Here is a 21,772-nt window from a genome sequence, read left to right on the forward strand (position 1 = left end):
CTTGTGTTAGAAATAAACGATAGTGTTTATCAAAACGTTCTTATAGAATTGATATAGATATTTAATAACCTAACCTAAAGCTATATCTTAATTCAGGTTTCATTTGTGTGTTGAAAGCGGTCTTGTTTTTTAAAAGCGAGACCGCTTTTTTTATGTCCGAAAATTATATTTTTGTATATGCCCCAATCTCATATTACCAGGCACATTGAAGCCCTTATATTCTCGTCGGTTCAAAGCATTAGTGTACAGGAAATTCTGCTGGCTTTAAATGCAGCTTTTGAAGAAGAATATATAGAAACCCAGGTTTTCGAAAGTTTGGATCTCATTAAAGAAAAATACAGCAGTGATGATTTTGCAATAGAACTTGTATACCTGAATAAAGGTTATCAGTTTCTAACCAAAAAAGACTACCATGAAACGATTAATCAACTTCAGTTACACCGGTCAAAGAAAAAATTAAGTCAGGCAGCTATGGAAACTTTGGCCATTATTGCTTACCGTCAACCCATAACCAAACTGGAGATCGAACAAATCAGAGGGGTTAACTCCGATTACTCTGTACAGCGGTTATTGGAAAAAGAATTGATTAGCATTGATGGAAAAGCTGAAACACCTGGCCGGCCGATTCTTTACAGTACCAGTTCCATATTTATGGATTATTTTGGCTTAAACAATTTAAATCAGCTTCCACAGCTGAAAGATATCGCCAAAGAGGAAAACACGGTGGGAGAAAACATTGAATAAATAATTTATTTTATTTGATTTCAGGCTGTTATTAAAAAAAGTTTTTTTGTATTTTTAAACTATAAAAGCAATTTTTATTTTTGTGTTATGAAAGCGCCAAAGAAACTCCCTACTAAGCCAACTACCAAAAAACAGGTAGATGAAGATGATGATCTTGAAGATGACGATATTCAAACGACGAAAAAGAAACCTCTGGATGATGATGATGAAGATGATTTCGATCTGCCATTAGATGATCTTGATAATTTCGATAATTTCGATGACGATGACGACGATTACTAATCATTAAAAAAAACCATATATTTGAAAAAGCATCCCTCCGCTTGGTAGGATGCTTTTTAATTTTAAAATCTGCCCATGCAAATCATACCAGTAAGCAATACATCACTTAAACAAGATTTCTTAACGGTTCCTAAAATTCTTTATAAAAACGATAAAAACTGGATCTGTCCTTTAGATAGTGAAGTTGAAAATGTTTTCAATCCTAAAAAAAACAATTTCTTTAATCATGGCAAATGCTCGCGTTGGGTTTTAAAAGATGATGCAGGGCATTTAATTGGCCGGGTTGCAGCTTTCATTAATGAAAAGAAAGCCTTTAACTATGAACAACCTACCGGTGGCATGGGCTTTTTTGAATGTATTGATGATGAAAAAGCTGCTTTTTTATTATTGGATACTGCCAAAGCATGGTTATCTGAAAATGGTATGAGCGCCATGGATGGGCCAATAAACTTTGGGGAAAACGATTCTTTTTGGGGATTATTGGTTGATGGATTTACGCCTCCATCATTTGGAATGAATTATAATTTCCCTTACTACCAGAAATTTTTCGATGCTTACGGTTTTGTAACTGAATATGAACAGTTAACCAATCACATCAATTTAACCATTCCATTTCCGGAACGTTTTACCAAAATTGCAAATTGGGTAAGAAATAAGCCAGGCTATACTTTTGAATATTTCAATAAAAAAAATGCGGAAAAGTACATTAGCGATTTAATGGAAATTTACAATGATGGCTGGCAGGATTTTGAAAACTTCGTTCCAATTAAAAAAGAAACCTTACAGGAAAGTTTTAAAAGCATGGAACCCATTATGGATGAGCATTTGATTCAATTCGCTTATTTTAATGGAGAGCCTGCGTCTTTTGTGGTTTTAATTCCTGATGCCAACCAAATGATCAAAGGTTTTAACGGCAGGCTTGGCCTGATAGAAAAATTAAAATTTGCTTATCGCCGCTGGGTAGGTGTTACACGCATGCGCGCCATTGTAATGGGCACAAAACCTAAATTCCAAAAACACGGCCTTGAATCAGTTCTTTTCATTCGTTTGGGAGAATATGTTCTTCCAAAAAATCAATATAAAGAACTCGAATTAAGCTGGGTTGGAGATTTTAATGAGCAAATGCTTGCCATTCATAAAGCAACCGGTGCAACTTTCGGGAAGAAGCATTTAACGATGCGGAAAATTTTTTAATGCTTGAATTTAATTTATTTCTTCTATTGCACTCAGTATTAACAGCAAATTTCAAAACCCCTCCCGATGAACTTTCACAAAAGGTTAAAACCACAACCGAATAACTCCCTCTCTTCAAGGAGAGGGACGGTACTGAAATGAGTTTCACTACTGCCATGCATAGGGAGAGGTAAAAAACACACCTTCCAGCTTGCACTGAAAGGTTTTTAATGTTGTTTTTTAATCTTAGGTTGCTTTTCAAATTAAAGATTTACCACCTAATACACCTGAATACACCTAAGTTTTTGCCACATTTAACTCAGGTTTTCTAAGAGACAAAGTTTTGCCTGAAAACCAATACTTCAAACCTTAACGATGGCATTTTACAAAGGGTTAAAACCACAACCGAATAACTCCCTCTCTTCAAGGAGAGGGACGGTACTGAACTGAGTTTTATTACTGCCATGCATAGGGAGAGGTAAAAAACACACCTTCCAACTTGCACTGAAATATTTTTAATGTTGTTTTTTAATCTTAGGTTGCTTTTCAAATTAAAGATTTACCACCTAAGACACCTGAATACACCTAATTTTTGCCACATTTAACTCAGGTTTTCTTAGGTGTCTCAGGTGGTAAAAAACAAAAAAATTGCCGAAACACTAAACACATAAAGAACGACAGCAAATTTCAACACCTCTCCCTATGAACGGTAATGGTTTCCGTCAGGACAATGAAATCCCTCTCCTTGAAGAGAGGGAACAAAGCTTTGCCTGAAAACCAATAATTCAAACTTTAACGATGATATTGTACAAAGGGTTAAAACCACAACCGAATAACTCCCTCTCTTCAAGGAGAGGGACAGTAATGAAATGAGTTTCACTACTGCCATGCATAGGGAGAGGTAAAAAACACCTAAGTTTTTGCCACATTTAACTCAGGTTTTCTAAGAGACAAAGTTTTGCCTGAAAACCAATACTTCAAACCTTAACGATGGCATTTTACAAAGGGTTAAAACCACAACCGAATAACTCCCTCTCTTCAAGGAGAGGGACGGTACTGAACTGAGTTTTATTACTGCCATGCATAGGGAGAGGTAAAAAACACCTAAGTTTTTGCCACATTTAACTCAGGTTTTCTAAGAGACAAAGTTTTGCCTGAAAACCAATACTTCAAACCTTAACGATGGCATTTTACAAAGGGTTAAAACCACAACCGAATAACTCCCTCTCTTCAAGGAGAGGGACGGTACTGAACTGAGTTTTATTACTGCCATGCATAGGGAGAGGTAAAAAACACACCTTCCAGCTTGCACTGAAAGATTTTTAGTGTTGGTTTTTAATCCTAAGTTGCTTTTCAAATTAAAGATTTACCACCTAATACACCTAAGTTTTTGCCACATTTAACTCAGGTTTTCTTAGGTGCCTCAGGTGGTAAAAAACAAAAAAATTGCCGAAACACTAAACACATAAAGAACGGCAGCAAATTTCAAAACCCCTCCCTATGAACGGTAACGCTCTCTGTTGGGATAATGAAATCCCTCTCCTTAAAGAGCGGGAACAAAGTTTTGCCTGAAAACCAATACTTCAAACCTTAACGATGGCATTTTACAAAGGGTTAAAACCACAACCGAATAACTCCCTCTCTTCAAGGAGAGGGACAGTACGGAAATGAGTTTCACTACTGCCATTGATAGGGAGAGGTAAAAAACACCTAAGTTTTTACCACATTGTTTTCTTAGGTGTCTCAGGTGGTAAAAAACAAAAAAATTGCCGAAACACTAAACACATAAAGAACGACAGCAAATTTCAAAACCTCTCCCTATGAACGGTAACGCTCTCTGTTGGGATAATGAAATCCCTCTCCTTAAAGAGCGGGAACAAAGTTTTGCCTGAAAACCAATACTTCAAACCTTAACGATGGCATTTTACAAAGGGTTAAAACCACAACCGAATAACTCCCTCTCTTCAAGGAGAGGGACAGTACTGAAATGAGTTTTATTACTGCCATTGATAAGGAGAGGTAAAAAACACCTAAGTTTTTGCCACATTTAACTTAGGTTTTCTAAGAGACAAAGCTTTGCCTGAAAACCAATAATTCAAACTTTAACAATGATATTATACAAAAGGTTAAAACCACAACCGAATAACTCCCTCTCTTCAAGGAGAGGGACGGTACTGAAATGAGTTTCACTACTGCCATTGATAGGGAGAGGTAAAAAACACCTAGTTTTTTGCCACATTTAACTCAGGTTTTCTTAGGTGCCTCAGGTGGTAAAAAACAAAAAAATTGCCGAAATATTAGGGGATTCTTCGTTGCACCCAGAATGACAAAAAGTTTAACTCAATGGCATTGAATGGGAATCACGCAAGTGTTCATCGAAGGCAATCTTAAAGCCTTCGCTACTGAAACTCATTACAATTCTCAATCACTTAAAACGAAAAAGAGCAGGCCTTTAAACATATTATTTATACTTCGGCAGGTTGATTAAAAGCACACTTCCCAAAATAATCACCAAACCAATAATCTGGGTTAAGCCAATCAATTCATTGGTAAAAGTTAAACTCAACAAAACCGCCACCACGGGATTTACATAAGCATAAGTGCTCACTTGTGTGGCCGGTCGTACCTTAAGCAGCCATACATAAGCACTAAAAGCTGCAATTGAACCAAATAGAATAAGATAACCGATAGATAACCATGCATCAAGTGGAATACTTCCCCAATCTAATAATTTAAATTCTGATTTCAAAAAACCTCCGGGCAAAAAGGCGATACTGGCCATTAACATTTGCCATCCTGTATTTACAGAAACAGAACTACCTGTTGTTGGGTGGTATTTAGAATAAAGCGATCCGCCAGCCCAGGCAATAGGTCCTAAAATAAGTAATGCCATACCAATAATCTGCAAATTACTTTGTGGCTTATCAACTGCCTGGGCAATCTGATCACTGAATAAAAGTACCACGCCTAAAAAACCAATGATTAAACCTGATACAATATACTTGTTGCTCAGATTCTCTTTCCATTTAGATTTATCTAAAATGACAAACCAGATGGCAGCCGAAGCTACCATGATGGCCACCAAACCACTAGGAATAAATTGCTCTACCCAAATTACAATTCCATTTCCAAGACCCAACATCAAAACACCACTTACCGTAGCGATTTTTATGGTTTTCAGATTAAAAATCTCTTCTCCTTTAATCTTACACCAGCCCAGCATTAAAATCCCGGCAACAGAAAAACGAAAAGCCCCTAAAATAAATGGCGGAAAACCAACCAACGCTTTCTGAATGAAAAAGTAAGTAGAACCCCAAACAATATATACAATTGCAAAAGCCAGGTAAACCATTACCGGCAATGCTGTTTTATTTAAACTGGTCATATGTTTATTTTTCAGGGATTACCAATTGTTGCTGTTCTTTCACTGTCTCCAGTACAATTGTTGTTTTAACAGATAAAATATTTGGAACTTTGCTAAAAGAATCACGCAGTAATGCCATTAATGAAGCAGAATCTGCTGTTCTTACTTTAACAAGAAAGCAATCATCGCCTGCAATTACATGAACCTCCTGTACATCAGGAATTTTTGCCAGTTCTTCTGCGGTATCACTGCAACCCAGACTCTGAGATGATTTCATCGAAATAAAAGCCAATAGCTTTAAATCGAGTGCGACTGGATTTATTCTGGCGTTATATTGAGTAATTACGTTTTTCTTCTCTAGTTTTTTTACCCGCTCCAACACTGCTGATGGAACAATATCCAATGCCTTTGCTAAATCCACATTAGAAATCCGGGCATGATCTTGCATGAGTCTTAAAATAGCCAGATCGATATGATCCAGACTAAAATTATTTTCGGTTACCATTCTATAAAATTAAAAAGATTTAGAATAAAATTCATTATTATTTTACTATTTATGAATTTTATTCTAAATTATTATTTTATTATGATAAATAATCTGAATCAGGTTAAATTTAAAGAATTTTATGTTTTAAGATTTTTAGAACTCATTAAGTTATTGATCTCCAATGAGATTATATAATCATACTGGCGACTTCGTCAGTCAGCATCCGCCCCAAACTGCGAAGTTCTCGTCATTGCAGACTAACAAAGAACTTGTAAATTGGAATGAAGCAAGCTTTCCAATGCTGCAGTTGGGATTACATTACCAAATAAGATTACCGCATTGCGCTCCCTCAGCAATGACGACTCATGGATGATGCCTGATTTCTGCACCCTGTTCACCGGCATAGGAAATGATGGAAGGAGAAAACGTTAAAGCCTTTGCAGAAACTTTAATGGCACCTTTGTCCAAGGCAGCGCGAACGCCCGATTTTTCTTCGGGCCTTGTGCTGCCGCGCTTAAAGCTTTAACGAATTTATCCGACATCAGTTCCAGGCCTTGAGTTTTGGCTACCTTTTTGTCAAGAAAAAGGTAGGAGCCATTCCGGCAAGGAAGTACCAAATAAGATTACCGCATTGCGCTCTCTCAGCAATGACGGCCCATGGATGATGCCTGATTTCTGCACCCTGTTCACCGGCATAGGAAATGATGGAAGGAGAAAACGTTAAAGCCTTTGCAGAAATTTAATGCCACCTTTGTCCAAGGCAGCGCGAACGCCCGATTTTTCTTCGGGCCTTGTGCTGCCGCCCTTAAAGCTTTAACGAATTTATCCGACATCAGTTCCAGGCCTTGAGTTTTGGCTACCTTTTTGTCAAGAAAAAGGTAGGAGCCATTCCGGCAAGGAAGTACCAAATAAGATTACCGCATTGCGCTCCCTCAGCAATGACGACTCATGGATGATGCCTGATTTCTGCACCCTGTTCACCGGCATAGGAAATGATGGAAGGAGAAAACGTTAAAGCCTTTGCAGAAACTTTAATGGCACCTTTGTCCAAGGCAGCGCGAACGCCCGATTTTTCTTCGGGCCTTGTGCTGCCGCGCTTAAAGCTTTAACGAATTTATCCGACATCAGTTCCAGGCCTTGAGTTTTGGCTACCTTTTTGTCAAGAAAAAGGTAGGAGCCATTCCGGCGAGGAAGCCAAATAAACACACCAAATAAGATTACCCTGTTGATGACGGTATTCTGCGAACAACAGACTAAAAATTTAAAATAATTTTATTGATATTCCCTCTATAACAAACTGAAGAAAGAGCCTGTGAATTGGAGTGAAGCAATCTTTCCAGGAACAAAAAAAGCGATTTGATAAAAAGATGATCTTTTACCAAATCGCTTTAAAAGGCGCCGTTAAAAAGCTATTTTTTAAATGCAGCTCTTGCTTCAATTAACATACAGGCACTGGCCTGAGCGGTAAGCTGCGCTTCGCCTATTGGCGGTTCATTCCACGAAGGACCAAAAAGCAGTGTCTTCTGAAAACAACCTTTTGTCCACGCAATTTGAGCGTTGTTATTTAAAAAAGTTTCGAATTTAGTCCGGTATGCTTCATTCAAATCCTGTTGTTGCAAAAGAATGATAAAATACCGCATAAAGATTCCTTTAAATAACGCATTGTCTCCATCTCCTTCATTTCGCAATATATTATTACTCGAATCAATGCACTTGGTCAATGTATAATTAGCCACTTTTTGCGCATCGTTGAGATAAGCTTTATCGCCAGTAACCTGATAGAGTTCAACTGCTGATGCCATGAAAGTTCCCTGATTATAAGTTAAAGCTACCTGGCTAATCACATTTGTGTTGCCATTTATATTGTCATACACTGCCCCACTTGCGCGTTCAAACAAGGTATTTTTCTGCCACTCATAAATTTTAACAGCCCATTGTTTGTATTGATCATCCTTGGTGACATTGAACAACCTGATTGCCAATAAACTTGCCGGACCATTAGAACATGCATTTTTACTATAAGGTTGTGTTTTCATCCATGCAACACCTCCATCTGCATAGGTTTCGTTCCAGCCGCCGATAATGTCGGTCCACAGTGTTTTTACTGCATTTAAATACTTTTCATCCTTGGTGACCTGATAAAGACGTAACATGGTAAGTGCATTCCACTCCATATCATCATAAAATACATTGGAATATGTATTTCCATTCTTAGCTCTTATTCCCGTAAACCACTTATCAAAGTACCCACTATAGGTTTGGTTTCCTGTTCTGATGAAAGCATCAATCACAACATCCATCGCATGTGCATTGGGCCAGTACTGAAATCCTTTATCTGAGCCATTACTGCCATAATTAAAATATCCTTCACTATTCCAGAATTGATCAATTAGTGCGTTTGTACTACTATTTGCTGCCGCCTGCCAATCCACTGCCTGTGGTTGCTCGTAACGGTACTCATCGTTTATTTTGCTGCAGCTGCACAAAACCAACACCCCGACCATCATTATTAGAAATTTATTCATAACTTTTTCATTTAAAGCTGCGAAATCAAATCTTTTGTCCGCAGCATATAATTAATTCACAGTTACCGTATGAGTATAATCACTATCGCCTTTTAATACCAGAGAAATTGTTGTAGATTTTCCATCTACTTTATCAGCAAATTTCCATTTATCATCCCATTGCGTAACATTAGGTAAAAGCCTGACAAAGTAATATGATGGTGCTGAGGAATCATTTGGTGCTGAATCCGTACCATTCAGGGTTCCAAACTGCCGTATGGTATCAGTTCCGTTATTTGAGGTCACGATCTGAAACTTGTAACGTTGATCTTTTCCCCAACTTTCTACCCTGAAATTTATTACACCTGTGCCTGTCCATACGCCTTGTCCCTGATAATTGAGATTCCAGAGAACGGCATTGCTTGGCGAAAACCATAATCCTACGCTTTTAATCTCCATGAAAGTTAGCGTTGCCGTTGTAAAATCAAGATTTATTCGATACACACCGGTTTTTGAGGGAGTGATGGAAGCACTTTGCGTAGCCTCCTTTAATGTGATATTATCGCTGGAATAGAAAATTCGTGGCGTACCAGCCTTTCTGTCAACAAAATAATACCCTTTTCCGGCCTCTAGTCTGGTGTAAATTTCAAACTCACCACTTGCAGTGCTCTTAAAAGGTAGGGCATTGCCTAAAGTATTTCCGCCTTCAGAAGCATCTCCGGTAATATAAACCTCATCAGGAATATCAACAAACCCATTTAAGCTTGTAATATTTATGGTTCTTTTTTCATTGGCCATTACACTTTTAATACCTCTTGAGGCAGCAACTGTCCAAATGATATCACCACTTTTACCTGGCTCAATACCAGCCAGAGAGGCAACCCTGTTCAATACTTTATGTGTGATGGTTGCACCATTTGAATATCCGTTATTATCAGAAGTTGTACGATAAATCGGCTTGCTGAAATCGCCACCTGCCTGATCAAAAATAACCTCGTATAAAGCAGCTCCGCTGTCTTCTACCCTAACCGCTTCCCAGTTAAAATATAAAGAGGCCGTGGAGGATGATGATAATTTAACTGATTTGTTGTTTGTTGGCTCATAAAGTGCGTTAACCGGACTTACGTTCGCATCTTTATAGATCATATCATCAGTTTTACAAGCTGCGAACAAGGTAACCACCGAAAAGAAAATCAATATATTAAGTTTCGTTTTCATATTATTTTTTTGAATGTGTTTAAAAATTTAGTTTGCGTAACCCGCATTATTAGGTTGTAGATTTTTATTTAAATCCATTTGAGAACGAGGAACCGACCATAAATAATCTCTCGTTTCATCAAACTTCCGGTTATCAAGACGAATATCTTCAGTGTTGTTATTGATGAATTTTGCGCCGAACACATAACCGTTTAAATATTGTGAACCAGCTTTCCAGCGAACAATATCAAAGTATCTTAATCCTTCTAAGGCCAGTTCGCTCCTGCGCTCATTACGAATGAGGCTTCGCATTTCAGCAGGCGATAACGCCGATGAATAATTTAGCGCTGTTGCCGATGTGAAACCAGCCCTGTTTCTAATTGCCCTTATTGTTTGATTCCAGATGGTTTCGTTCATTTGACCAAGTTCTGATTTCGATTCGGCATACATTAACAAAATATCGGCATAGCGATACATAATGATATTCAAACCAGCATCGAATGTGGCCGTTGCGGTTTGGTCATAGTATTTCTTGATGTAATAGCCAGTTGAAGTGGAGTTGGAGCTTGCGCTTACATAATTATCCATTCGTTCGGTTGCATTATTGCCCGAGCCAGGCTGAATATAAATGGTTGACTCTGAACCATTGAAATTTGTCCACTTACCGCCATGAAAAACAATGGTAGCAGCCATTCTCGGATCGCGGTTTGCATACGGATTACTTGCACTGTAAGCTGGGTCTTGATCAATCGCCAGGCCGTTCAGCGTTACATAGTTGTTAACCAAACCCTGTAGCGGTGCATAGGCATTCAATCTTGCGCCAACTGATAATGGTGCCGCATCATAAAACTTTGACCAGGTTTTGAGTGATGGAATATAACCATAATCCAAAATCACTTCGCTATTATATTCGTTAGTGGCGGTAAACAAACCAGCATAACTGGGAAATAAACTATAAATCCCATTTTCTTGACCACCATTAATCAATTTCTCACAGTACTCCACCGTTTTTGCCCAATTGTTTTCGTAAAGGTATGCCCTGGCCTGAAACGCAATGGCAGCACCTTTGGTAATTCTTCCATTGTCTGCAGCACTGAGATTTTCCTTTTTAGGTAAGAGCGGAATAATCTCATCCAGTTCCTGGTGAATGAAAGCCAGAACTGTCGCCTTAGGTGTGCGTGGCAACTGATTTGATTCCTCTAAGGTGATATCCTGTTTAAAGAAAGGAATTGCCCCATAAAAATTCGTCAATCTGAAATAGATCGATGCCCTGATAAATCGAATTTCAGCCTTTCTCCTGTTTTTCAGGGTTTGATCCATGTCAGAAACCAGATCGATGTTTGCTAAGTACACATGGCAGCTTTTAATGCCCTGATAACCCCATTGCCATTCATTATTAAAAAGGTCAAGACTCGGGTCGGCTGTTCCATTTCTTATTGATCGCTGTGCGGTATTGCTCCTTCCCTCAAATATGTTATCGCTCAACGCCTCATCATTCCACATCTTATCAGCCGAAAACATTTGGTTATAAGCCATGTTTACAACCTGTTCAGAGTTCTCTACAGATTGCCAGAAATTGGCATCAGTGAATTTATTTGTAGGAACGGTATCCAACTTATTACATCCACTCATCACCAACAGATATACCATTGCCATCATGAAGTATGGTGTGCTTTTTATTATTTTTTTCATATTCTTTACCATTACAATTCTACATTAAACCCAAATCCATAATATTTTAAAGTTGGATAATTCCTTGCGCTGTTAGCCGACCCAGACATGTTTGAATCAAATTCCGATGATTCTGGATCGATCCATGAATTTGCACTGAAGGTTAGCAGATTTTGCGCATTTGCGAATACCCTGAATTTTTGAATGCCTATTTTTTGCGATAGTTTAGCAGGTATGGTATACCCAAGCTGTATGTTTTTCAGGCGGATATAATGACCATCAAAGAGATAAAGATCAGAGCCCATTTGATAGTTGTTTTTTGTTGAGGCTGCGCCGGGAGGTGATAAACGAGGCTGTGTGGCGTCGGTATTGGTTGGTGTCCAGTAGTTTAGCTGATGCTTATATATTACGTAAGAATAATTTTCATGAAACGGTTCAATAAGCTCCCCCCGAACCATCATATCACGTTTGCCTACTCCTTGCCACAACATTCCAAAATCGAAATTTTTATAGTTAAGGTTATAGTTAAAACCGAATGTATATCTTGGAAATGCATTGCCTAACACATATCTGTCTTTCGAATCAATTACACCATCGCCATTCCGGTCAGCATATTTCATATCACCTGGTTTCAAATCAGATGCACTCATTCCAACAGGAAGTGCTGAAGTTTCAATTTCTTCCATACTTTGGAATAATCCATCTATTTTATAGCCGTAATACGAATTAAACGGCAATCCAACACGCGTGATTTTGCTGATATTATCTGTTGTGGATATTTGTTCATCACCAACAAACCTCAAAACTTTGTTTCTCGAATCTCCAACATTCGCATTAAAATTATGATAGAAACTACCGGTTTTGAACGCATAACCCAACGTAAGTTCCCAACCCTGATTGTTCATTTGCCCGGCGTTGGTTTTACTCAGCGTTGTACCAAATACCGAAGGGATTTCCGGAGTAATCAAAATCTCCTTTGTCGTTTTATTAAAGTAATCGAATGATACGGTAAGCGCCTTATTGAAAAAATTAGCATCAACTCCTATATTGAGGGTGTGGGTAACTTCCCATTGTAAATTGGTATTCCCAAATGTAAAACCAGCTCCTGAAACCCCGGCATTATTAAAACCATAAGAATTCGTATATGGCGTATAGGAAGTAAGAAATTGATAAGAATCGATGTCTTGATTTCCTAACAATCCATAAGATGCCCTTACTTTAAAATCGCCGACTTTTTCCTTATATTTTTTAAAAAAGGTTTCTTCAGAGATTGACCAGCCTAAAGATCCGGATGGGAAAAATCCCCATCTATTTGCACTGGAAAATTTTGATGATCCATCATACCTGAAATTGAATTCTGCCGTGTATCGATCAGCAAATGAATAACCTGCCCTTCCCAGCAATGAATTTATGCTGGTTTCCGTAGTGCCGCCAAGCGAACCGTAACTGCCTGTTTCGTCTATTTCGGTACCCGTTGTTGGTGTTCCCAGTATTGGATCGGTAAATTTGAATTTTATCTCGTTTGCACGTCTGGTATAAGATTCGTTCGTTGCACCAAACAAACCATTTATGCGATGCTTACCGAAAGTTTTATCATAATCGAGCAAAAGCTGGTAGTTAAGCAATGAAACTTGCTGGTTATAATCTTCAGTATTTCGTGTGGAGTTTACATAAACCAGTGGAACGGGTGCATTTTCGGTGGAATACAATGGCACCTGCTTTCTTCTTGTAAAACGATGATCTGCGAAAACATCGGCACCAAAAACACCCCTAAGCTTCAATCCATCTACTAATTTGACTTCTAAACCTAAGTTTACATTGAAATAATTATTATCCGAATTGATATAACCACCTTCATTTAGTTCAGCCAATGGATTTTGATCTGTCAACACATCGTTTACCAAATACTTCCCATTGGGCGCTATCATTTTATAATAGTAATAAGTTGGTATACGTGATGAGTTAATAATGGCATTACTGGCTGTACTTGCATTCGAGTTATTACGTGTATAGGTCAATATCGAAGTAAATTTAAAACGTTTATATTCTGCGGTGATGTTCGAGCGCAGGTTGTAACGTTTAATTCCATAATCTCCTACAAAATTGCTTGCCTGATCGTAAAAACCTCCTGAAAACAAATAAGTGGTATTGTTACCACCGCCAGAAACACTTACATTATAGTTCTGCTGAATGGCATTTTCTAAAATTTGATTGAAATACCAGTTTTCTTCATCTGTATGATTGGCCAAATCGAGTATCTGCGATGGGCTAAATTGTGGTGCCAGACCAACATTTGTAAGCGATAAGTTCTTCAATGTCGCATTCTGGTAACCTGTTACCGGAGAGAAAAGGATTTTTGGATCTTGAATACCAAACTGACCGTCAACTCTTATGGCAGGAGGTTGATTTTTAGCTCCTTTTTTGGTCGTAATCAGCAGCACTCCATTGGCCGATCTTGAACCGTAAATGGCTGATGAACCAGCATCCTTAAGGATGGATATACTCTCTATATCGGCAGGATTGAGTTTATTTAAGCTGCTGCCATCACTTACCAAACCATCAATAACAATTAAGGGCGAATTGCTGTTCATCGTACTCACTCCCCTGATATTGAGGTTCATGGTGTTTCCATTCGGATCCATGCTCCGCTGCTGAATGCTTAAGCTTGGCGCCACTCCTTGCAGTGCCTGCGTTAAATTCGCCGTTGGCCGGTTAGCTAACTGTGTGGCCTTTACCTGATCAACTGCACCCGAAATTCTTTTTCTGGTCGTAGTTCCATAGCCAACAATAATAACGTCTTCCATCGTATTCACGCTTCCTTTCAATATAATATTGAGGTTTCCGTTACCAACAACCCGTTCCTGGGTATCAAAACCTATGGCCGAAAATTGCAAAACAGACTGCTCATTCAGTACCTGTACATTGAAATTACCTTCATTATCAGTTTGTCCAATAAATGCCCCCCCTTTTAATCTGATACTCACGCCAGGAATGGGTTGATTACTTTCATCCACAACCTTTCCTTTTACTGGTATTTGTTGTTGTAAATTGGTACTGGTTTTTTCGATAACGATAATATTGTCTTTAATGGTGTATTTCAAAGATTTCCCTTTCAAAACCATATCGAGCACTTCTTTAAGCGGTTTGTTTTCAATGTTTAATGTTTGGTTTTGATAAGCGCCAAGTTCCTCAGGTTCATATAAGAATTCATATCCCGTTTGCCTCATTAAAGCCTGGAAAACCTGTGTCATGTTAACCTTCGTAACCTTAAGTGTAACGCTTTGAGCGTAGGTGGCTTTTGCACTCACTTCTACTACAGCAAAAGTCATTACAACAATCATAAACTTTGTAAAAATTACTGGTATAAGCTTATTTCGAAATTTATGGTAATAGTACCTCATGTAATTTTTATACATAATGATAAAAAATTTAGGCTTTTTTAATTAAATCATATTTGGTTGAATTTTTTCATATAGCAAAGCTGCTTTGCCATTGGTTAGAGAATTAAATTCTCAATGCAGGTGCATATTGTAATAATGTTTCATCATAGTTTTTTATTTTGGTTAGTAGGATCAGGCTGGTGCCTGTTAATTTATTAAATCGATTTACTGATTTTATTAAAACTCTTTTTAAACGATTGTTTCGGCTTAGTTTTTCTTGAGAATAATTTTATTTCCAACCTTGGTGTGAGAGAAATTCTTGAGTTCTCCAATGTAGGTCAATATTTGAGTTAAGGTTCTTTTTTGAGAAAATTTTCCGGCAACCATTGAGTTTTTAATGTCTCCGCTTACCTCTATCGGAATTCCATACCACCTTGAAAGTTTTTTCATCACATCTCTCAAAGGCTCATCAAAAATGAAACATCCCGATTTCCACGCGATTACCGGATCAACATCAACTGATGATTTTAAGATCCTCTGATTGGTTAAATTACTTACAGACTCTTCTCCAGGCATCAATTTGATGTTTTCTTTCGCGAATGTGATATCAACACGACCTTCAACAAGGGTGGTTCTTACTTCAGATTGATCAGTATAAGCTGCTATATTAAATTCTGTTCCGGTAACACGAATTTCACTTTCCTTACTCTGTACAATAAATGGTCTTGATTTATTTTTGCTTACCTGAAAATATCCTTCTCCAATCAGTTCAACTCTTCTTTCATTAGCCGCAAATGCCACAGGATATTTTAATGATGAAGAGGCATTCAGCCAAACATTTGTACCATCTGGCAACGTCACTTTGAATTGTTTCCCAGGCGGAATAATAATTTCGTGGTATAACTGCTGAGCCAGTGTATTCGGTTCCTCATCCTGATAAACCAGTTCGCCTGCTTTTTCACTGTTGATTGCGGTACCGCTTTCCATTATGGGCTTAGGAAGCGCATGATCTAAACTCACTTCTTTTCCATTGGCTAAGCGCAAAATAATGGCATTAGCATCTTTTATGTTTTCTTTTTTTGCAATTTGACTAAGATCTTGTTTATGACTTTTGGAGGTATTATAAATTAGGTAGGTAATGGTAAAAACTCCACATATAAGTACTGCTGCAGCATATTTAAAAAACTTGAAATATTTACCTTTTTTAGGTTTTACCTCATCAATTTTCTGATTGATCTGGTTTTGAAGACGATTTTCAAGTGCTAGTTTCTCTTCATCAGATAAATGTTCTGTAAATCCTGTTGATGCCTCAAAAGACTTATAATAGGCATGCAGCAAATCAATTTCTTGCTGACTTGCCTGGCCTTTAAAATACCTTTGCAATATCTGATCAAAGTCTGCCTTATTCAACTTCATTATATTTGGTTATATGATAAAGAGACACAGACCTGAAATTTGCCCAAGGAAAAATGAACTTTATGGCTAAAAAACTTACAAATTACTGATTATCAATTGAATAAATTTACAAACTAAGGAATAAAATGATGAACAGCAGTGAAAATAAACTTGTACGTAACTTATAATTGATCTTTCCTATTTGGTTACGAACCGTTTTAGGTGATAGGCCAAGCCTTTGAGCAATTTCATCTGCAGATAAATTTTGGGTAAATTTCAAATCATATATAATTTGTTGCTGTGCTGAAAGTTGAAGAATCAGGGCCTCGTATGCCAGAGAGAGTTCCTTGTATAACAAATTTGCGTCCGAACGTTCTGAAGCACCTAATTTTAATTGCGCAAGCATATCTTCAATGGGTACAAATTTTGACTGACGTTGAAATAACCGGATCACTTTATTTCGGACAGAAATAAAAAGATAACTTTTTAAGTTGATAATAATTGTCGCCTGTCCCGCAGTCCAAAGTTGTACAAAAACATCCTGGGTCACATCTTCAGCAACTGCATGATCCTTCAATCGCCTGAAGGCACTATCATATACAAATGTCCAGTACTTTTTAAAAATAAACTCGAAAGCAAGCCTATCGCCCCTTTTCAACCGGAGCAATAAATCAACATCATCGTCCATCTCATTCGAACTAGACATAGTTATATATAGTTATATTTGGTTAGATCTTTAAATCAAATATAATCTAAAATTTGTTTCTTCAAACGAAATGTTTACAATGAAACTGTTTTATTTAAACCTGGTCAATATTAAACCTGAAATAGAAAATTGTTAACTTACATTCCTAACTTATCATAAAGATCAATAACCTTTTTACGAAGTTTATTGATCTCCTCCTCTTTTTCAAGCAATTCTTTTTTTAGGAAAATGAGTTCTTCCGATGCGTTTACATCATTACTGCTGCCAGAAAGCAACTGCACAACCGGAACCTTAAAAACTTTGGAAATTTGAAGCAACCTGGAGACATTCAAATCCGTTTGACCAGTTTCAATCTTACAAAAAGCCGGAGTGGAAATATCAAGCTTCCCGGCCGCATCTGCCTGGCTTAAACCAAGTGCCACCCTACACTGTTTAATATGCGCTCCAATACTTTTCATATTTAAAAAAATTAATCCGCAAATCGGCGGTAAAACTATCTTGGCAACTCCGCAGCCAGTTCAGGTAAATCAAAGCCTGCATAATTACCGGAACTCATCATTAACAGATTGGTATTCTGATAATTTAAGCTTAGCAAATAGGTTTTTAATTTTGCGGCATCGTTAAAGAATTTCAGTTTTGGATTAGCAAAGGCATGCTGAACATCATCTTCAGAAAAAGGCTCCATTCTTTTTTGTTCAAAAGATTTAATGTCAATAAAAACAATTGCTTCATCGGCTTGATCCATTGCTCCTGTATATTCCTTCAAAAAATCTTTGTTTAAGCTACTGAAAGTATGCAGCTCAATACAGGCCACTAATTTACGGTTAGCGAATTGTGCTTTAACAGCATCAATGGTTGCTTTCAGTTTAGATGGAGAATGTGCAAAATCTTTATAAACATTGGTTGATTCATCAGCAGAGATGACTTCCAGGCGTTTGGCAGCACCTGTAAACGAAGCAATTGCGGTATTGAAGTCGGCCTGATGAATGTTCAATTGCTCACAAACCAATTTCGCAGCATTTAAATTCATTAAGTTATGATCGCCAAATATTTTTAGTGCTGTTTTTTCTGGCAATAAATAGGTAACGCCATGCTCAATCTCGTGCGGCGGAATTGCATAGCCGATTTTGTTAACCTTTGCTTTTGATTGGGTTACAAGCGCATTTAAATCAGTATCTGCTTCACAATAAATCAAGGTTCCATTTTCGCTAATGGTATCAATGAATTTATCAAACTGCGATACATAGTCGGCATAAGTTGGAAACACATTGATATGATCCCATGCAATGCCACTGATTACAGCCACATTTGCTTTGTAAAGATGGAATTTTGGTCTCCTGTCAATTGGAGAGGAAAGGTATTCATCTCCTTCAATAATCATTACCGGAGCTTCATCTGTCACTTTTACCATGGTTTCAAAACCAGCCAGTTGTGCTCCAACCAGATAATCGAAATCACGATGGTAATAATTAAGCACATGCAAAATCATGCTGGTAATGGTTGTTTTGCCATGACTACCGCCAATCACCACGCGTAACTTGTTTTTACTCTGCTCATAGATATATTCAGGATAAGAATATATTTTAATCCCAAGTTCTTGTGCTTTTAATAATTCCGGATTATCTATTCTCGCATGCATGCCCAGAATCACAGCATCGAGATCTTTTGAAATGCGACTTTCATCCCAACCCATTTCCGCTGGCAATAATCCGTATTGATCCAAACGGGATTTGGCAGGCTCGAAAATCACGTCATCAGAACCCGAAATCTGATAACCTTTTTTATGGAGGGCAATGGCGAGGTTATGCATTGCACTTCCACCAATCGCAATAAAATGTATGCGCATATTTATTTTAGATTTAAGATGCCAGATATGAGATTTAAGACTTAGAATCTTATCATATTCTATCTTTTGGCATCTTACATTTTATAATTTCATTTTGGGCTTTAAACCTTAAACCCTCAGCCTTTTAACCTTCTACTTTCTTCTCAAACTGAGCCGCAACCCAGTCGCCGTTTTGCTTATGATCGAGGTATTTTATGCCATATTTAGCACATTCTGCGGTAATCATTCCCAAATCCGGATCAAGATAAAATCCACTGAAGAAAATTTTCCCTGCTGATTTTAAAACTTGAGCATATCTGCCAATCTGATCAAGCAGAATATTTCGGTTGATGTTCGCAAAAATCACATCATATTCTTCATCTGGAATGATCTCTTTGCTTCCACAAAGTGCTCTAAGGTTCGTTACCTGGTTTAATTCCGCATTTTCTACGGTGCTTTCATAGCAAATATCATCGTAATCAATGGCCATTAAGCTTTTTGCTCCTAGTTTTGCAGCAAGAATAGCAAGAATTCCCGTTCCGCAACCCATATCCAGAATATCTTTGTCCTTTAAATCGGCTGACAGAATGTATTGCATCATCATGGTGGTTGTTTGATGATGACCGGTCCCGAAGGCCATTTTCGGATCGATTACGATTTCATAGGGATAAGATGTTTGTGGCTCGTGAAAAGTTGCCCGTACATAGCAAACATCATCAATAATCAACGGACTAAAATTTTTCTCCCACTCGGCATTCCAGTTTTCATCAGCAACATCTTCCAAAGTGTAGTCTGTTACAAATTCATCAGCATAATTTGAAAGCAGATCTTTCAATTCCTGCGCTTTGAAATGATCCTTGATCACAAAAGCTGTAAAACCATTTTCGCTGTCTTCGAAAGTATCGAAACCTAAATCTGCTAGATCGCTGATCAGCAAATCCTGTTGATAGTCTTCGATATTTTCGAATTTAAATATTGCTTTTATGTATTGCATTAGCTATTTAATGCTTTAATAATATCTGTAAAATCACGGGATTTTAATGATGCGCCACCAATTAAGCCACCATCAATATCTTTTTGAGCAAATAAGCTTGCGGCATTACCCGGATTACAACTGCCACCGTATAAAATGGTTGTATCATCAGCAACATTGAAGCCATAGTTAGCTTCAATTTCACTACGAATGAAGGCATGAATATCTTGTGCCTGCTCCGGAGAAGCGGTTAATCCTGTACCGATTGCCCAGACAGGTTCGTAAGCAATCACTATTTTTCTAAAATCTTCTTCAGTTAAGCTGAAAATCCCGTTGATCAATTGTTTCTTTAATACTTCATAATAACTTCCGTTATTGCGCTCATCTAAAGTTTCGCCCACACAGAAAATAGGTTTTAAATCATTGGCCAATGCCATTTTGGTTTTTGCAGCTAATAATTCATCACTTTCAGCCTGATATTGTCTGCGTTCTGAGTGACCTAAAATCACATATTCAGCGCCAACAGATTTAACCATTTTAGCAGAAATCTCGCCTGTATAAGCTCCACTTTCTTTATCGTGGATGTTTTGGGCGCCGATTTTAACATCATTTCCACCCAATTTTGCTAAACTGTTTAAATGAATAAACGGTGCACATATAATAGCCAGTTGATCGCCTTTGCGCTCATCTCTAACCATATTTACAATTTCACTGAACAACGAAACACCTTCGTTATAGTCTAAATTCATTTTCCAGTTACCGGCAACTATTTTCTTTCTCATTTTTTTTGTTTTAATGTTGTATGGTTGAATTTGTAAAGTTAGCCGGTTAGAATGTTGATAGTAAGCCATTTCAACAGTTAAACTTTACAACTCAATTTAAAAATGTCTGTATTCTTTCGTTAATTCAAAAACCTTGTTCAAAATCGCTTTTTCCTGTTCATCAAAGGCCATATCTCTTCTTGTGTATACTTTTTCAGCCGTTTCAAACATCTTTTTCAGGCTGTACACCTCAAAACCCTGCACACCGCCCCAGGCAAAATCAGGAACAAAGTTACGTGGAAACCCTGGTCCGAAAATATTTGCGCTGACCCCGGCCACAGTACCGGTATTAAACATGGTATTAATGCCACATTTTGCATGATCGGCCATGATTAAACCACAAAATTGCAAACCCGTATTCCGGAAACTTTCCTTTTGATAATCCCAAAGTTTTACGTCGGCGTAATTATTTTTAAGGTTGGAGTTATTGCTGTCTGCACCGATGTTACACCATTGCCCCATCACAGCATTACCTAAATACCCTTCATGTCCTTTTGAAGAATACCCCCAAATTACAGCATTGTTGATTTCTCCTCCCACCCTACTGTATGGTCCGATGGTTGTGTTGGGATAAATTTTGGCACCCATCTTTACGGATGAACCTTCGCAAAGCGCAAAACTTCCTCTGATTAAACTTCCCTCCCAAACCTGAGTATCTTTGCCCAGGTAGATTGGCCCTTGTTTACTGTTAAAAATTGAACATTCTGCGGTTGCACCTTCTTCAACGAAGATGTTATCTCCCAGAAAAGTATTGGTATCGCTTAAACCTGCAGATGTTTTCCCCCTGGTTAAGAGCTCAAAATCTTTCTTTATTTCTGTTCCGTTGTGTGTAAAAATATCTTCCGGGTAAACGATTCTGATAAAATCATTTTTATAGGCTACAGGCTTCAGTGCTTTTACGGCTTCCAGATCATGCACATTAGATTGATATGCAATGATCAAATCAGCTTTGCACAAAACCTCGCCTTCTTTTAGTCCAACCAAAGCAGAAAGCAAAGATTCATCGGGACAAACTGAACCATTAATAAAAATACTTGCATTACTTTTAGCGGCGTATTTTTCGGAAAGGTAATCTTGTGTATGAAAACCAAAATCTGCATTTAAGTATTTCGCCCATTTTTCAGCAATGGTTAAAATGCCAATGCGCAAATCTGCTACGGGCCTTGTAAAGGTAAGCGGACGGAGAGACGCCCAGCAAGCATCATCAAATAGATTGATTGTCATAAGCAGCAAAAATAAAAAAAGTCCCG

Annotated in this window: 16 protein-coding genes; 3 read left to right on the top strand and 13 right to left on the bottom strand. The window is 37.8% G+C overall.

Going from position 1 to position 21,772, the window contains the following annotated elements:
- Window positions 1–177 precede the first annotated feature (177 nt).
- From scpB to DU508_RS04630, 3 genes are all read left to right on the top strand, one after another.
- On the top strand, window positions 178–744 hold the full coding sequence (gene scpB, locus DU508_RS04620) for an SMC-Scp complex subunit ScpB (protein ID WP_115401640.1): 567 nt from the start codon (window positions 178–180) through the stop codon (window positions 742–744).
- An 87-nt stretch (window positions 745–831) separates the two neighbouring features.
- Entirely contained in the window at window positions 832–1,026 is a 195-nt protein-coding gene (locus tag DU508_RS04625) for a hypothetical protein (RefSeq protein WP_115401641.1), read from the top strand.
- Between the two features lie 75 nt (window positions 1,027–1,101).
- Window positions 1,102–2,220: a GNAT family N-acetyltransferase gene (locus tag DU508_RS04630; RefSeq protein ID WP_115401642.1), complete on the top strand. Its 1,119-nt coding sequence runs from the start codon at window positions 1,102–1,104 to the stop codon at window positions 2,218–2,220.
- Between the two features lie 2,440 nt (window positions 2,221–4,660).
- Here DU508_RS04630 and DU508_RS04635 read toward each other — a convergent pair.
- The 13 genes from DU508_RS04635 to DU508_RS04695 form a co-directional block, all read right to left on the bottom strand.
- Window positions 4,661–5,584: an EamA family transporter gene (locus tag DU508_RS04635; RefSeq protein WP_199562640.1), complete on the bottom strand. Its 924-nt coding sequence runs from the start codon at window positions 5,582–5,584 to the stop codon at window positions 4,661–4,663.
- 4 nt (window positions 5,585–5,588) lie between these two features.
- Window positions 5,589–6,068: an Lrp/AsnC family transcriptional regulator gene (locus tag DU508_RS04640; protein ID WP_115401643.1), complete on the bottom strand. Its 480-nt coding sequence runs from the start codon at window positions 6,066–6,068 to the stop codon at window positions 5,589–5,591.
- Between the two features lie 1,391 nt (window positions 6,069–7,459).
- Complete coding sequence (locus DU508_RS04645; RefSeq protein WP_115401644.1) at window positions 7,460–8,575, bottom strand: glycoside hydrolase family 76 protein; 1,116 nt, start codon at window positions 8,573–8,575, stop codon at window positions 7,460–7,462.
- 51 nt (window positions 8,576–8,626) lie between these two features.
- Window positions 8,627–9,772 (bottom strand): SusE domain-containing protein, encoded by a 1,146-nt coding sequence (locus DU508_RS04650; protein ID WP_115401645.1) that lies wholly within the window; start codon window positions 9,770–9,772, stop codon window positions 8,627–8,629.
- 27 nt (window positions 9,773–9,799) lie between these two features.
- Window positions 9,800–11,443, bottom strand: a complete 1,644-nt coding sequence (locus DU508_RS04655; protein WP_115401822.1) for a RagB/SusD family nutrient uptake outer membrane protein — start codon at window positions 11,441–11,443, stop codon at window positions 9,800–9,802.
- An 11-nt stretch (window positions 11,444–11,454) separates the two neighbouring features.
- Entirely contained in the window at window positions 11,455–14,823 is a 3,369-nt protein-coding gene (locus DU508_RS04660) for a TonB-dependent receptor (protein ID WP_233509393.1), read from the bottom strand.
- A 246-nt stretch (window positions 14,824–15,069) separates the two neighbouring features.
- Window positions 15,070–16,218, bottom strand: coding sequence for a FecR family protein (locus tag DU508_RS04665; protein ID WP_115401646.1), 1,149 nt, complete (start codon window positions 16,216–16,218; stop codon window positions 15,070–15,072).
- Between the two features lie 106 nt (window positions 16,219–16,324).
- Entirely contained in the window at window positions 16,325–16,903 is a 579-nt protein-coding gene (locus DU508_RS04670; protein ID WP_115401647.1) for an RNA polymerase sigma factor, read from the bottom strand.
- Window positions 16,904–17,040: 137 nt separating this feature from the next.
- Window positions 17,041–17,361, bottom strand: a complete 321-nt coding sequence (locus tag DU508_RS04675) for a helix-turn-helix domain-containing protein (protein WP_115401648.1) — start codon at window positions 17,359–17,361, stop codon at window positions 17,041–17,043.
- A gap of 35 nt (window positions 17,362–17,396) precedes the next feature.
- Window positions 17,397–18,749 carry a UDP-N-acetylmuramate--L-alanine ligase gene (locus DU508_RS04680; protein WP_115401649.1) on the bottom strand — a complete coding sequence of 451 codons (1,353 nt, stop codon included), beginning with the start codon at window positions 18,747–18,749 and terminating at the stop codon, window positions 17,397–17,399.
- Window positions 18,750–18,873: 124 nt separating this feature from the next.
- Window positions 18,874–19,722 carry a 50S ribosomal protein L11 methyltransferase gene (prmA, locus tag DU508_RS04685; RefSeq protein WP_115401650.1) on the bottom strand — a complete coding sequence of 283 codons (849 nt, stop codon included), beginning with the start codon at window positions 19,720–19,722 and terminating at the stop codon, window positions 18,874–18,876.
- Window positions 19,722–20,483: a triose-phosphate isomerase gene (gene tpiA / locus DU508_RS04690; RefSeq protein ID WP_115401824.1), complete on the bottom strand. Its 762-nt coding sequence runs from the start codon at window positions 20,481–20,483 to the stop codon at window positions 19,722–19,724. Before tpiA ends, prmA begins: the two co-directional genes overlap by 1 nt.
- Window positions 20,484–20,579: 96 nt before the next feature.
- A complete protein-coding gene (locus DU508_RS04695; protein ID WP_115401651.1) occupies window positions 20,580–21,746 on the bottom strand; it encodes a GlmU family protein in 1,167 nt (388 codons plus the stop codon).
- Window positions 21,747–21,772 lie beyond the last annotated feature (26 nt).

The sequence above is a fragment of the Pedobacter chinensis genome (assembly GCF_003339865.1).
Classification (GTDB): domain Bacteria; phylum Bacteroidota; class Bacteroidia; order Sphingobacteriales; family Sphingobacteriaceae; genus Pedobacter; species Pedobacter chinensis.

Coding starts and splice junctions, on each gene's coding strand:
- scpB (WP_115401640.1), top strand. CDS start 178: ATGCCCCAATCTCATATTACCAGGCACATTGAAGCCCTTATATTCTCG.
- DU508_RS04625 (WP_115401641.1), top strand. CDS start 832: ATGAAAGCGCCAAAGAAACTCCCTACTAAGCCAACTACCAAAAAACAG.
- DU508_RS04630 (WP_115401642.1), top strand. CDS start 1,102: ATGCAAATCATACCAGTAAGCAATACATCACTTAAACAAGATTTCTTA.
- DU508_RS04635 (WP_199562640.1), bottom strand. CDS start 5,584: ATGACCAGTTTAAATAAAACAGCATTGCCGGTAATGGTTTACCTGGCT.
- DU508_RS04640 (WP_115401643.1), bottom strand. CDS start 6,068: ATGGTAACCGAAAATAATTTTAGTCTGGATCATATCGATCTGGCTATT.
- DU508_RS04645 (WP_115401644.1), bottom strand. CDS start 8,575: ATGAATAAATTTCTAATAATGATGGTCGGGGTGTTGGTTTTGTGCAGC.
- DU508_RS04650 (WP_115401645.1), bottom strand. CDS start 9,772: ATGAAAACGAAACTTAATATATTGATTTTCTTTTCGGTGGTTACCTTG.
- DU508_RS04655 (WP_115401822.1), bottom strand. CDS start 11,443: ATGAAAAAAATAATAAAAAGCACACCATACTTCATGATGGCAATGGTA.
- DU508_RS04660 (WP_233509393.1), bottom strand. CDS start 14,823: ATGAGGTACTATTACCATAAATTTCGAAATAAGCTTATACCAGTAATT.
- DU508_RS04665 (WP_115401646.1), bottom strand. CDS start 16,218: ATGAAGTTGAATAAGGCAGACTTTGATCAGATATTGCAAAGGTATTTT.
- DU508_RS04670 (WP_115401647.1), bottom strand. CDS start 16,903: ATGTCTAGTTCGAATGAGATGGACGATGATGTTGATTTATTGCTCCGG.
- DU508_RS04675 (WP_115401648.1), bottom strand. CDS start 17,361: ATGAAAAGTATTGGAGCGCATATTAAACAGTGTAGGGTGGCACTTGGT.
- DU508_RS04680 (WP_115401649.1), bottom strand. CDS start 18,749: ATGCGCATACATTTTATTGCGATTGGTGGAAGTGCAATGCATAACCTC.
- prmA (WP_115401650.1), bottom strand. CDS start 19,722: ATGCAATACATAAAAGCAATATTTAAATTCGAAAATATCGAAGACTAT.
- tpiA (WP_115401824.1), bottom strand. CDS start 20,483: ATGAGAAAGAAAATAGTTGCCGGTAACTGGAAAATGAATTTAGACTAT.
- DU508_RS04695 (WP_115401651.1), bottom strand. CDS start 21,746: ATGACAATCAATCTATTTGATGATGCTTGCTGGGCGTCTCTCCGTCCG.